This window comes from Kitasatospora sp. NPDC047058 (assembly GCF_040643935.1).
GTDB lineage: Bacteria > Actinomycetota > Actinomycetes > Streptomycetales > Streptomycetaceae > Kitasatospora.
Genome location: NZ_JBEYVJ010000062.1, coordinates 20,414 through 32,381, shown reverse-complemented (window position 1 = coordinate 32,381; position 11,968 = coordinate 20,414). Strand labels below are relative to the sequence as shown.

Annotated in this window: 13 protein-coding genes; 8 read left to right on the top strand and 5 right to left on the bottom strand. The window is 73.5% G+C overall.

Translation table 11 applies throughout. The features are described from left to right. Window positions 1-71 precede the first annotated feature (71 nt). On the bottom strand, window positions 72-449 hold the full coding sequence (locus tag ABZ885_RS12915; protein WP_360187056.1) for a hypothetical protein: 378 nt from the start codon (window positions 447-449) through the stop codon (window positions 72-74). A gap of 152 nt (window positions 450-601) precedes the next feature. Here ABZ885_RS12915 and ABZ885_RS12910 point away from each other — a divergent pair, with 152 nt between their 5' ends. Next, window positions 602-1,756: a cystathionine gamma-synthase gene (locus tag ABZ885_RS12910; RefSeq protein ID WP_360187055.1), complete on the top strand. Its 1,155-nt coding sequence runs from the start codon at window positions 602-604 to the stop codon at window positions 1,754-1,756. 10 nt (window positions 1,757-1,766) lie between these two features. Here the strand turns inward: ABZ885_RS12910 and ABZ885_RS12905 are convergent, their stop codons facing one another. Beyond that, a complete protein-coding gene (locus ABZ885_RS12905; protein WP_360187053.1) occupies window positions 1,767-2,246 on the bottom strand; it encodes a MarR family transcriptional regulator in 480 nt (159 codons plus the stop codon). A 202-nt stretch (window positions 2,247-2,448) separates the two neighbouring features. On the opposite strand from ABZ885_RS12905, the gene ilvA reads away from it, so the two are divergent. From ilvA to ABZ885_RS12890, 3 genes are all read left to right on the top strand, one after another. After that, window positions 2,449-3,660 carry a threonine ammonia-lyase gene (ilvA, locus tag ABZ885_RS12900; RefSeq protein WP_360187051.1) on the top strand — a complete coding sequence of 404 codons (1,212 nt, stop codon included), beginning with the start codon at window positions 2,449-2,451 and terminating at the stop codon, window positions 3,658-3,660. Between the two features lie 231 nt (window positions 3,661-3,891). Beyond that, window positions 3,892-4,971 (top strand): ATP-binding cassette domain-containing protein, encoded by a 1,080-nt coding sequence (locus ABZ885_RS12895; RefSeq protein ID WP_360187049.1) that lies wholly within the window; start codon window positions 3,892-3,894, stop codon window positions 4,969-4,971. Between the two features lies 1 nt (window position 4,972). After that, window positions 4,973-5,830: an ABC transporter permease gene (locus tag ABZ885_RS12890; RefSeq protein ID WP_360187047.1), complete on the top strand. Its 858-nt coding sequence runs from the start codon at window positions 4,973-4,975 to the stop codon at window positions 5,828-5,830. A gap of 87 nt (window positions 5,831-5,917) precedes the next feature. On the opposite strand, the gene greA is transcribed toward ABZ885_RS12890, so the two are convergent. Both greA and ABZ885_RS12880 read right to left on the bottom strand, forming a co-directional pair. After that, window positions 5,918-6,418: a transcription elongation factor GreA gene (gene greA, locus ABZ885_RS12885; RefSeq protein WP_360187045.1), complete on the bottom strand. Its 501-nt coding sequence runs from the start codon at window positions 6,416-6,418 to the stop codon at window positions 5,918-5,920. Between the two features lie 343 nt (window positions 6,419-6,761). Next, complete coding sequence (locus ABZ885_RS12880; protein ID WP_360187043.1) at window positions 6,762-7,181, bottom strand: DUF4307 domain-containing protein; 420 nt, start codon at window positions 7,179-7,181, stop codon at window positions 6,762-6,764. A 272-nt stretch (window positions 7,182-7,453) separates the two neighbouring features. Between ABZ885_RS12880 and mca the strand changes: the two genes are divergently transcribed. The 4 genes from mca (at window position 7,454) to ABZ885_RS12860 (ending at window position 11,590) form a co-directional block, all read left to right on the top strand. After that, a complete protein-coding gene (mca, locus tag ABZ885_RS12875; RefSeq protein ID WP_360187041.1) occupies window positions 7,454-8,359 on the top strand; it encodes a mycothiol conjugate amidase Mca in 906 nt (301 codons plus the stop codon). Window positions 8,360-8,407: 48 nt separating this feature from the next. Next, window positions 8,408-8,599 (top strand): hypothetical protein, encoded by a 192-nt coding sequence (locus ABZ885_RS12870; protein ID WP_148643133.1) that lies wholly within the window; start codon window positions 8,408-8,410, stop codon window positions 8,597-8,599. 42 nt (window positions 8,600-8,641) lie between these two features. After that, window positions 8,642-10,699: a thioredoxin domain-containing protein gene (locus ABZ885_RS12865; protein ID WP_360187039.1), complete on the top strand. Its 2,058-nt coding sequence runs from the start codon at window positions 8,642-8,644 to the stop codon at window positions 10,697-10,699. Between the two features lie 111 nt (window positions 10,700-10,810). Continuing rightward, window positions 10,811-11,590 carry a sterol desaturase family protein gene (locus ABZ885_RS12860; RefSeq protein WP_360187037.1) on the top strand — a complete coding sequence of 260 codons (780 nt, stop codon included), beginning with the start codon at window positions 10,811-10,813 and terminating at the stop codon, window positions 11,588-11,590. Here ABZ885_RS12860 and ABZ885_RS12855 read toward each other — a convergent pair. Continuing rightward, window positions 11,575-11,943, bottom strand: coding sequence for a hypothetical protein (locus ABZ885_RS12855; protein ID WP_360187035.1), 369 nt, complete (start codon window positions 11,941-11,943; stop codon window positions 11,575-11,577). The genes ABZ885_RS12860 and ABZ885_RS12855 overlap by 16 nt on opposite strands. Window positions 11,944-11,968: the final 25 nt, after the last annotated feature.

Here is an 11,968-nt window from a genome sequence, read left to right as displayed (position 1 = left end):
GGGGGCGCCCCGGCGGCCCCTCACCCCCCCACCCCCCCCCGGCGACCTGGTCTGCGGTCGGGCCCCTGCGGTCAGGCCTTGGTGGCGAGCATGGCCGCCACCCGGGCCTGGGCGAAGGCCTCGACCGGGTCGCGGTAGTACTCCGTCCACGGCGAGACGACGTCCCGGCCGAGGGCCCGGAAGAACGGCAGGGCCTCGGCGGCGCGGCCGGAGTCCACCAACACCATGGCGGCCCAGCTGCGGGCCACCCGGAGCCGGGGGTGGTCCTCCGGGGCGGCGGCGATGTCGGCCACCAGACGCTCCAGGGCCTGCTGGACGGGCGTCTGGTGGTACGCGGAGCCGCCCCGGCCGTCGCGGCTGAACTCCTTGAGGTAGGCCTCCAGCTTGAACACGCTCAGCAGGCTGCCGGCCGGTGCGGTGGCGAGCGAGTCGTCGATGAAGGCGTGCATCTGCCCGTTGCTGCCGTGCCACTTCGCGCACCAGTACTGCAGGGCGCGGGAGTGCCCGGCGTACGACCGGTCGCACCGCGGTTTACCTGGGCATTCGTGCGGTGTTCGGTTTCGGGAGGGCTTGACGGCATTCGCCCATTACCCTCGGAGCCATGACCGAGCACCAGCTTCCCCAGGGCTTCGAGACCCTCGCCATCCACGCGGGTCAGGAAGCAGACCCCCAGACCGGGGCCGTCGTCACGCCGATCTACCAGGTGTCCACCTACAAGCAGGACGGGGTGGGCGGCCTGCGGGGCGGCTACGAGTACAGCCGCAGCGCCAACCCGACCCGGACCGCGCTGGAGGAGTGCCTCGCGGCGCTGGAGGGCGGCGCGCGCGGGCTCGCCTTCGCCTCCGGCCTGGCCGCCGAGGACACCCTGCTGCGCACGATCCTCAAGCCGGGCGACCACATCGTGATCCCCAACGACGCCTACGGCGGCACCTTCCGGCTGTTCGCCAAGGTGCTGACCCGTTGGGGCGTCGAGTTCTCCGTCGCCAACACCCAGGACCTCTCGACCGTCCGTGAGGCGCTGCGCCCCAACACCCGCGCCGTCTGGGTGGAGACCCCGTCCAACCCGTTGCTGGGCATCACCGACCTGGCCGCGCTCGCCGAGATCGCGCACGGCGCGGGCGCACTGCTGGTCGTCGACAACACCTTCGCCAGCCCGTACCTGCAGCAGCCGATCGCGCTCGGCGCGGACGCGGTCGTGCACTCCACCACCAAGTACATGGGCGGCCACTCGGACGTCGTCGGCGGCGCCCTGGTGCTGGCCGACGCGGCCCTCGGCGAGGAGGTCGCGTACCACCAGAACGCGATGGGCGCGGTCTCCGGGCCGTTCGACGCCTGGCTGGTGCTGCGCGGCATCAAGACCCTCGGGGTCCGGATGGACCGGCACAGCTCCAACGCGGAGAAGGTCGCCGAGCTGCTGGCGGGCCACCCGAAGGTCAGCCAGGTGCTGTACCCGGGCCTGCCCGAGCACCCCGGCCACGACATCGCCGCCAAGCAGATGAAGGCCTTCGGCGGCATGGTCTCGTTCCGCGTCAACGGCGGCGAGGAGGCGGCGGTCGAGGTCTGCAACCGGGCGCAGCTGTTCACCCTCGGCGAGTCGCTGGGCGGCGTCGAGTCGCTGATCGAGCACCCGGGCCGGATGACCCACGCCTCGGTGGCGGGTTCCGCCCTGGAGGTGCCCGCCGACCTGGTGCGCGTCTCGGTCGGCATCGAGTCGATCGACGACCTGCTGGCCGACCTCACGCAGGCGCTCGGCTAGGACGGGCCGGTCACGCGCCCTGCCGGCCCGCCGTGTACGACTCCATGGAGTGGTTGAAGCGGGCCAGCAGGGCGCAGAACGCGCGCTGCTCCTCGGGCGGCCAGTCGGCCAGCAGGCGGCGGGCCAGCTCGGAGCGCCCGGCCCGGACGTCGGCCAGCCGGCGGACGCCGAGCGGGGTCAGCGCGAGCCGGACGGCGCGGCGGTCGGCCGGGTCCTGGACCCGGCCGACCAGGCCGGCCGCGACCAGCGGGGCGGCCTGCCGGGTGACGGTGGAGGAGTCGACGGCCAGCGCGTCGGCCAGGGCCTTGACGTTGGCGGGTCCGTGCCGTTCCAGCCGGTCGAGCAGCAGGTAGGCGGCCCGGTCCAGCGCACCCACCGCGCCGGAGTTGCGGACCTGCTCCATCCGCCGGGCGAACACCGCGAGCTGGTACTGGAGTTGGGCGTGCACGGGGTCGGTGCGGTCGGTGGCCTGGGGCGAGGTCGTCGTCATCGCGGCTCACGATCGTCGTGCGGTGCGGAGGCTCAGGATCAGCAGCGTACGCGGGCCGGGCGGGCCCGGGAACAGTGCCGACATCCCCGGTCGATCCCTGTCCGGTCCCGGCCCGACCGGCGCCTAAGGCGTGTCTGACAATTCCCGGCGTCGCGCGCCCGGCGGGAATTGTCAGACACGCCTTAAGCCCTAGGCTGGCGCCATGCACAGCTGGCCGATCACCCTCGACGACGTCCGCGGCGCCCAGAAGATGCTCGCCGGGGTCGCCCGGGTGACGCCGATGGAGGGCAGCCGGCACCTGTCCGCGATGATCGGCGCGCCGGTCCACCTGAAGTGCGAGAACCTCCAGCGCACCGGCTCGTTCAAGCTGCGCGGGGCGTACGTGCGGATCGCGGGCCTCTCGCCGGTGCAGCGGGCCGGCGGGGTGGTCGCGGCGAGCGCCGGGAACCACGCCCAGGGGGTGGCGCTGGCCGCCTCGCTGCTCGGGGTCCGCTCGACGGTCTTCATGCCGGTCGGCGCGCCGCTGCCCAAGATCGCGGCCACCCGTGAGTACGGCGCCGAGGTCCGGCTGCTCGGCGCGACCGTGGACGAGTCGCTGCAGGCCGCGCAGCGGTACTCGGAGTCGACCGGTGCGGTGTTCATCCACCCCTTCGACCACTGGGACGTGGTCACCGGCCAGGCCACCGTCGGCCTGGAGATCCTGGAGCAGTGCCCGGAGGTGCGCACCATCCTGGTCGGGGTGGGCGGCGGCGGGCTGCTGGCCGGGATCGCGGCGGCGGTGAAGCCGCTCCGCCCGGACGTGCGGGTGATCGGGGTGCAGGCGGCGGGCGCGGCCGCGTACCCGCCCTCGCTGGCGGCCGGGCGGCCGGTGTCGCTGGAGCACTTCGCCACCATGGCGGACGGGATCATGGTCGGCCGGCCCGGGGACATCCCGTTCGAGGTGGTCAACGAGCTGGCCGACGGCGTCCGCACGGTCTCCGAGGACTCGCTCTCGCGTGCCCTGCTGCTGGGGCTGGAGCGGCTGAAGCTGGTGGTGGAGCCGGCCGGGGCCAGCCCGGTGGCGGCGCTGCTGGAGCAGCCGGACTCCTTCGAGGGCCCGGTGGTGGCGGTGCTCTCCGGCGGCAACATCGACCCGCAGCTGATGCAGCGGGTGCTCCGGCACGGCCTGGCGGCGGCCGGCCGCTACCTGTCGCTGCGGGTGCGGCTGGCGGACCGGCCGGGCGCGCTGGCGGGCCTGCTCGCGGTGCTGACCCGGGTGGACGCCAACGTGCTGGACGTGGCGCACGTGCGGGTCGACCCGCAGCTGGGGCTGGCCGAGGTCGAGGTGGACCTCCACCTGGAGACCAAGGGGCCGGAGCACTGCGCGGCGGTCCTGGGCGAGCTGCGGGACGCGGGGTACGTCGTCTCCCGGTAGTCCGCCCGCCTGCGGCCCGTCTCCGGCCCGCCTCCCGCGGGCCACCCGGACTGTCAGTGGTCTCTGTCACCATGGCGGAGCCGCGAGCCTTGACGCGATATATCGCGTGCTGGGAGACTCGCGATACATCGCGTTCTGTGCCGCGCGGGCGAAATCGAGTCGCCCGTGTGCCTGGATCCGGGGCAGAGTGGGACAGATCGCCCCTACCGTTTCGAGGAGATGAGGCAGGCCATGGCGCCAGCCATCCAAGCCGAGAACCTGGTGAAGACCTTCGGCGACGTACGAGCCCTGGACGGCGTCAGCCTCGACGTCCCCGAGGGCACGGTGCTCGGGCTGCTCGGCCCGAACGGGGCCGGCAAGACCACCACCGTGCGGGTCCTCACCACCCTGCTCCGCCCCGACTCCGGCCGCGCGGTGGTCGCCGGCGTCGACGTCCTGAAGCACCCGAACCAGGTCCGCAGCCTGATCGGCCTCTCCGGACAGTACGCCGCCGTCGACGAGTACCTGACCGGCTTCGAGAACCTGCAGATGGTCGGCGAGCTGTACCAGATGACCGCCCGCGAGGCGAAGGCGCGCGCCCTGGAACTGCTGGAGTGGTTCAACCTCACCGAGGCCAAGGACCGCACCGCCAAGACCTACTCCGGCGGCATGCGCCGCCGGCTCGACCTCGCCGCCGCCCTGGTCGTCCGCCCGCCGGTGATGTTCCTCGACGAGCCGACCACCGGCCTAGACCCGCGCAACCGGCTCGCGCTCTGGGAGGTCATCGAGACCCTGGTCGAGCAGGGCACCACCCTGCTGCTCACCACCCAGTACCTGGAGGAGGCCGACCGCCTCGCCCACGACATCGCGGTGGTCGACCACGGCAAGGTGATCGCCCGCGGCACCGCCGACCAGCTCAAGGCACAGATCGGCGGCGAGCGGATCGAGGTCGTCGTGCACCGCCCCGACCTGGTCGGCGAGGCGGTCGCCGCGCTCGCCGGCTACGCCCTGGGCGAGCCGGCCGTCGAGAAGAACACCCGCAGGATCACCGTCCCGGTCAGCGGCGGCGCCCGGATGCTCGCGGACGCCATCCGCGAGCTGGACGCCCGCTCGATCGAGATCGACGACATCGGCCTGCGCCGGCCGACCCTGGACGACGTCTTCCTCTCGCTCACCGGCCACGTCACGGAGGCCGAGGAGGAGGGCGGCGACGGCAAGGGCGGCCGGGGCCGCGCCGGCCGCGGCAAGGGGCGGTCCGAAGGCGGCGGCGCAGGCGACGGGGACGGCCAGGGCCCGGACAAGCAGGCCGTCACGGCCGGGAAGGAGCGGTGAGATGACGACCGCCACCGAGCACGCCATCGGCGGGGCGATACCCAAGCAGCGCCACGGCGTCGCGGCCACCCTGCACGACTCCTGGGTGGTCGCCAAGCGCAACCTGCGCCGGATGACCCGGATCCCCGAGATCGTGGTCTTCGGGCTCATGCAGCCGGTGATGTTCGTGCTGCTGTTCTCGTACGTGATGGGCGGGGCCATCCAGATCCCCGGGACACAGGCCAGCTCGGACGCCTACATCCAGTTCCTGATGGCCGGCATCTTCGCCCAGACCGTGACCTTCGCGACCGCCGGCGCCTCCGCCGGGATCGCGGAGGACATGACCAAGGGCCTGGTCGACCGGTTCCGCTCGCTGCCGATGGCCCGCTCGGCGGTGCTGGTCGGCCGCACCCTCGCCGACCTCTGCCAGACCGCGTTCACGCTGGTGGTGCTGGCCCTGGTCGCGCTGGCGGTCGGCTGGCGGATCCACGAGGGCGTGCTGGAGGCGCTGGCCGCGTTCGCGCTGCTGCTCCTGCTCGGCTACGCCTTCTCCTGGATCGGCGCGCTGATCGGCCTCTCGGTGCGCAGCCCCGAGGCGGCCACCTCGGCCGGGCTGATCTGGCTCTTCCCGCTGACCTTCATCTCCAACGCCTTCGTGCCGATCAGCTCGATGCCGGGCTGGTTGCAGCCGATCGCCTACTGGAACCCGTTCAGCGCCACCGTGCAGGCCTGCCGCAACCTCTTCGGCAACCAGGTCGGCCCGGTGGACAGCGCCTGGCCGATGCAGCACGCCGAGCTGGTCTCGGTGCTCTGGTCGCTGGTGATCACCGCGGTCTTCTCCTGGCTGTCGGTGCGCAAGTACCGCTCCGCCGTGGGCTGAGGCCCGGGTCCGCCGGGGCCCCGGCGGACGCCGGGTACGCGCGAGGGCGGCCGTGGAATGCTCCACGGCCGCCCTCGGTGCGTCGGGTCAGCCGTTGTGCGGCTTCACCTCGGTGATCGTCACCGAGGCGTGCTTGCCGTTCGGCAGCTCGTACGTCGCCTCGTCGCCGACCTTCTTGCCGTCGATGGCGCGGCCCAGCGGCGACTGCGGCGAGTAGACGTCCAGGTCGTCGCTGCCGGCCATCTCGCGCGAGCCCAGCAGGAAGGTCGTGGTGTCGTCCTCGTCGCCGTCGAAGGCGACCGTGACGACCATGCCCGGGGCCACCACGCCCGAGTCCGCCGGGGCCTCGCCGACCTTGGCGCGCTCCAGGAGCTGGGTGAGCTGGCGGATGCGCAGCTCGTACTTGCCCTGCTCCTCCTTCGCCGCGTGGTAGCCGGCGTTCTCCTTGAGGTCACCCTCTTCGCGCGCCGCCTCGATCTTCTGGGCGATCTCGATGCGCCAGGGGCCGGTCAGGTGGTCCAGCTCGGCCTTGAGCTGGTCGTAGCCGGACTGAGTGAGCCAGGTCACGTGGTCGCTGGTCTGGGTCACAGGTGCTCCTCGTAGGTGCTGGGACTGTGCTGAGGGTGTGAGTCGTCAGCAGGTGGTGGTGGTGATATCGGTCGTAACTACAAAGCAACGCCCGCTCCCGTACCTCTTGGTGCGGAAGGGGCGAAACCACGAGCCTAACAACTCCCGCCGACAAGCGGGAGAGTCGTTGGCGTGCCGTTGACGTCGGCATTGCGCCAAGGTGTACAGAACGGATGCGCGGGGGGTGCGCGGGGACCTTCCTACGGATTCCCGCTCCCGCGATCGAATATGCGCCGGTCGGGCCGCGATCGCCAGTGAATACCCGGCGGGACCGCCCGCGTCCACCCGGCGGGACCGCCCGCGGCTACTCGGCGGGGGTGCAGCCCAGCAGCTCGGCGGTGGTGCCGCGGGTGGTCGTCCGCAGGCTCACGACGGCGTCGTAGCTGGAGCCGTCCTTCGGCACCGGGAAGTCGGCCATCCCGACCACCGCGCCGTTCTCGCCCTGCGAGCGGACGGTGCAGGTGCCGGCGGTGCCGTCGCTCTTGCGGACGGCCAGGTGCAGCTTGAGCTCCCCGTCCGAGACCGCCTCGAAGGACGGGACGGTGCCGTTGATGGTGGTCTCGCGGAGCAGGTACGAGCCGCCCAGCCAGGCCAGCACGCCCAGCCCCAGCACGCCGCAGACCGCGCCGATCACCTTGAGCCGGCGGTCCGCCTCGCGGTCGCTCCGCCGGCCGTAGCGCCCCTCGGGCGGCTGCGGGGCGGTGGTAGCTGCGCGCTCACTCATGCGGCTCAGTCCTCTCCGGGGAGGGCCGCGCGGGTGGTGCGGGGAATGCGACGCTCCTCCAGTCCGTCACTATAGGAGGGGCACGCCCGCGGCCGGTCCGGCGGGGGCGGGGCTCGGCCGTGTCGGCGGCGTGGCGGCGGAGTGCCGCCGGCGCCCGGCGGCCGGTCCCGCGGTGACGCGGTCCCTGACCGAGCGGCTACCGAACGAGCGGCTCAGACGGTGGGCAGACCGGCTTCGCGGGAGGCCCAGACATTGTGGAAGGAACGCACGCGTTGACTGAGCAGTTGCGACTGATGGCGGTGCACGCCCACCCGGACGACGAGTCCAGCAAGGGCGCCGCCACCATGGCCATGTACGTCGACCAGGGAGTGGACGTGCTGGTGGCCACCTGCACCGGGGGAGAACGCGGTTCGGTCCTCAACCCGAAGCTGCAGGGGAAGCCCGAGATCGAGGAGAACATCCACGAGGTCCGGGCCAAGGAGATGGACGCGGCCCGGGCGATCCTCGGGATCAAGCAGGCCTGGCTGGGCTTCGTCGACTCGGGCCTGCCCGAGGGCGACCCGCTGCCGCCGCTCCCGGAGGGCTGCTTCGCCCTGCAGGACGTCAAGGAGGCGGCCGAGCCGCTGGTCCGGCTGATCCGCGAGTTCAAGCCGCAGGTCGTCACGACCTACGACGAGAACGGCGGGTACCCGCACCCGGACCACATCATGACCCACAAGATCACCATGCTGGCCTTCGACGCCGCCGGCGACCCGGACGCCTACCCGGACGCCGGCGAGCCCTGGCAGCCGCTGAAGCTCTACTACAACCACGGCTTCCCGATGGGCCGGATCCGCGCGCTGCACGCGTACCTCACCGAGCACGGCCTCGAATCGCCGTACGGCGAGTGGATCGCGGGCTGGGAGAAGAGCGGCCGCAAGGAGCGCGAGATCACCACCCGGGTCCGCTGCGACGACTGGTTCGAGACCCGGGACCGGGCGCTGATCGCGCACGCCACCCAGATCGACCCGGACGGCCCGTGGTTCCGCGTCCCGCTCGACGTCCAGCGCGAGGTCTGGCCGACCGAGGACTACGAGCTGGCCCGCACCCTGATCGACACCGACCTGCCGGAGGACGACCTGTTCGCCGGCCTGCGCACCCCCAGCCTGGCGGCCGAGGCCGCCGACACGCGCGACTGACCCACCCCCGATGGCCCGGCTCCCCGTGAGCCGGGCCACCATAGAGATATGAGCGCCCCCGTGAACCTCACCCACCTCGCCGCCGAGCTCGCCCTCGACGAGACCAAGGTGACGCCCGGCCTGCTGGGCTTCGTCGTCTTCGCCGCCCTCGGCGTGGCCACCTGGTTCCTGGCCAAGTCGATGAACAAGCAGTTCAAGCGCGTCGACTTCGTCGAGGAACCGGAGGCTCCGAAGGAGTGAGACGACGCCCCCGCCCGCGCGCCGATGCGCGAGGATGGGGGCATGCCGAACCGTCTCGCGGACGCGACCTCGCCGTACCTGCTGCAGCATGCCGACAACCCGGTGGACTGGTGGCCGTGGGGCCCCGAGGCGTTCGAGGAGGCACACCGGCGGGGGGTGCCGGTGCTGCTGTCCGTCGGCTACGCGGCCTGCCACTGGTGCCACGTGATGGCGCACGAGTCCTTCGAGGACTCCGGGGTGGCCGGCTACCTCAACGAGCGGTTCGTCGCGGTGAAGGTCGACCGTGAGGAACGGCCGGACGTCGACGCCGTGTACATGGAGGCGGTACAGGCGGCGACCGGGCAGGGCGGCTGGCCGATGACGGTCTTCCTGACCCCCGACAAGGACCCGTTCTACTTCGGGACGTACTTCCCGCCGGAGCCCCGGCACGGCATGCCGTCCTTCCGGCAGGTCCTCGAAGGCGTCGACGCCGCCTGGCGCGACCGCCGGGAGGAGGTCGGCGAGGTCGCCGGCCGGATCCGCGCCGACCTGGCCGAGCGCGCCTCGCTGTACACGGTCGGCGGCGGCGTCCACCAGCCGCCCGGCGAGGCCGACCTGCACCAGGCCCTGGTCGCGCTCAGCCGGGACTTCGACCCCCGGCGCGGCGGCTTCGGCGGCGCGCCCAAGTTCCCGCCGTCCATGGCGGTCGAGTTCCTGCTCCGCCACCACGCAAGGACCGGCTCGACCGCGGCCCTGGAGATGGCCGTCCGGACCGCCGAGGCGATGGCCCGCGGCGGCATCCACGACCAGCTCGGCGGCGGCTTCGCCCGGTACGCGGTCGACGCCGGCTGGGTGGTGCCCCACTTCGAGAAGATGTTGTACGACAACGCGCTGCTGCTCCGCGCCTACCTGCACCTGTGGCGGGCCACCGGCTCCCCGCTCGCCCGGCGGGTGGCACTCTCCACCGCCGGCTTCCTGCTGCGCGAACTGCGCACCCCCGAAGGCGCGTTCGCCTCCGCCCTGGACGCGGACAGCCTCGACCCGGCGACCGGGAAGCAGACCGAGGGCGCGTACTACGCCTGGACGCCCGAGCAGCTCGCCGAGGTGCTGGGGGAGGCGGACGGCGCGCTCGCGGCCGAGCTGTACGAGGTGACGGCGGCGGGCACGTTCGAGCACGGCTCCTCGGTGCTGCAGCTGCTGCGTGACGCGGAGGACCCCGAGGCCGCCGAGCGGATCCGGGCGAAGCTCTTCGAGGCCCGCGCCGGACGGCCGGCACCCGCGCGGGACGACAAGGTGGTCGCCGCCTGGAACGGCCTCGCCATCGCCGCACTCGCCGAGACCGGCGCCCTGCTGGACCGCCCCGACCTGGTCGAGGCCGCCGAACGCGCCGCCGACCTGCTGCTCGCCGTCCACCTGACCGCCGACGGCCGGCTGCTGCGCACCTCCCGGGACGGCCGGGCCGGCGCCAACGCCGGCGTCCTGGAGGACTACGCCGACACCGCGGAGGGCTTCCTCGCGCTGTACGCCGTCACCGGCGAGGCGTCCTGGCTCCAACTGGCCGGCGGGCTGCTGGACACCGTGCTCAAGCACTTCGCCGACGAGGCGTCCGGCGCGCTGTACGACACCGCCGACGACGCCGAGGAGCTGATCCGGCGGCCCCAGGACCCGACCGACAACGCCACCCCGTCCGGCTGGACGGCCGCGGCGGGCGCCCTGCTCACCTACGCCGCGTACACCGGTTCGGCGCGCCACCGCACCGCCGCCGAACGGGCGCTGGGCATCGTCGGCGCGCTGGCCTCCCGGGCGCCGCGGTTCATCGGCTGGGGGCTGGCCGTCGCCGAGGCGCTGGCGGACGGGCCGCGCGAGGTCGCCGTGGTCGGCCCCGCCGGGGAGCCGGCCACGGCCGCGCTGCACCGGGCGGCGCTGCTGGGGACGGCGCCCGGCGCGGTGGTCGCGCTCGGCGGGCCCGACGCGGCGGCCGAGGTGCCGCTGCTGGCCGACCGGCCGCTGATGGGCGGCGCGCCCGCCGCGTACGTCTGCCGGCACTTCGCCTGCGACGCGCCGACCACCGATCCGGCCGTGCTGGCCGAACGGCTGGGCGCCCGGACGGACTTGGGGTGACCGGGGGCCGCCGGGGGTGACCGGGGGCGGCCTGGATCGACCCGGGTCGGCCCGGTCTACACTCCGGTCGGGTAGGCGCCCTGCCGGGCGCGGGGGTGGGGGGTGGGCGCGGTGCTGGACGGACTGCTGGCCTGGACAGCGGGACTGGGCCTGGTGGAGGTGTCGGCCGGAGCGCTGGCCGCCAACCTCGGGCTGCTCGTCGTGTCGCTGCTCGGCGGAGGGCTGCTGGTCCGGCGGTACGGCGAGCAGCGGCGGGTGACGCCGCCGCCCCCGCCGCCCGACCGGCGCGAGGTGCTGCTGGCGGCCGTCGCCGTCCTGCTCAACTCCGCCGTCGGCGTGGCGGGCTGGCTGCTCTGGCAGGCCGGCTGGATCCGGCTGAACGGTGGCGCCGGGCTGCCCGCCCTCGCCGACCTGCTGGTGTTCACCCTGGTGATGGACGGCCTGATGTACGGCGGCCACTGGCTGGCCCACCGCCGCCGGCTCTACCGCCTGGCCCACGAACTCCACCACGGCTACCCCGACCCGCGCCCGGCCACCCTCTTCGTGCTGCACCCGCTGGAGGTGCTGGGCTTCGGCGGCTCCTGGCTCGCGGTCCTCTGCGTGCGGGAGATGTCCGCAGCCGCCCTGCTCGCGTACATCGGCGTCAACCTGGTGTTCGGCCTGCTCGGACACCTCGGCGTCGAGCCGTTCCCCGCCCGCGTCCGGCGGCGCGCGGTGTTCCGGTGGGTGGCGCTGCCGATGTTCCACGCCGGCCACCACGCCGACCCGGCGGTCAACCTGGGCTTCTACACCACCGTGTGGGACCGGCTCTTCGGCACCATCGACCCGGCGTACGACACCCTCCGCGCCACCGAGCGGCCGGTGCTGGCGGGCGGTCAGTCGATGGCGTGAACCCCGGTCGACTGCCGGACCGTGGTGTTGAACGGGTCGCTGCCGCCGCCCTGCGCCACCGGCGTCCCGCCCGTCGAGCGGTCGCTGTCGCGGTAGTTGTGCGCGGTCGCGATCAGATTGCCGCCCGCCGCCTTCATGTCCTCCGCCAGCCCGTCGAGCAGCGTCCTCCAGGCGGCCGAGCACGCGTGCAGCGCCGGCCCGCTCTGCCAGCCGTCGAGCCCGGCCGCGGCCTGGTCGCTCGGCGCGGCGAGCTTCGCCGTCTCCTCCGGCACCTTCCCGGCCACCGCCTGCGCATTGCTCCCGGCAGCGGACAACTCGTCCGGCCGCACCGTGAAACCCGTCCCGTCGGCCACCGTCTCCCCCTCGGTTGCGCTGTCG

Excerpts from the sequence above, each read along its gene's own strand:
- ABZ885_RS12915 (WP_360187056.1), bottom strand. The coding sequence starts at position 449 with ATGCACGCCTTCATCGACGACTCGCTCGCCACCGCACCGGCCGGCAGC.
- ABZ885_RS12910 (WP_360187055.1), top strand. The coding sequence starts at position 602 with ATGACCGAGCACCAGCTTCCCCAGGGCTTCGAGACCCTCGCCATCCAC.
- ABZ885_RS12905 (WP_360187053.1), bottom strand. The coding sequence starts at position 2,246 with ATGACGACGACCTCGCCCCAGGCCACCGACCGCACCGACCCCGTGCAC.
- ilvA (WP_360187051.1), top strand. The coding sequence starts at position 2,449 with ATGCACAGCTGGCCGATCACCCTCGACGACGTCCGCGGCGCCCAGAAG.
- ABZ885_RS12895 (WP_360187049.1), top strand. The coding sequence starts at position 3,892 with ATGGCGCCAGCCATCCAAGCCGAGAACCTGGTGAAGACCTTCGGCGAC.
- ABZ885_RS12890 (WP_360187047.1), top strand. The coding sequence starts at position 4,973 with ATGACGACCGCCACCGAGCACGCCATCGGCGGGGCGATACCCAAGCAG.
- ABZ885_RS12880 (WP_360187043.1), bottom strand. The coding sequence starts at position 7,181 with ATGAGTGAGCGCGCAGCTACCACCGCCCCGCAGCCGCCCGAGGGGCGC.
- ABZ885_RS12870 (WP_148643133.1), top strand. The coding sequence starts at position 8,408 with ATGAGCGCCCCCGTGAACCTCACCCACCTCGCCGCCGAGCTCGCCCTC.
- ABZ885_RS12865 (WP_360187039.1), top strand. The coding sequence starts at position 8,642 with ATGCCGAACCGTCTCGCGGACGCGACCTCGCCGTACCTGCTGCAGCAT.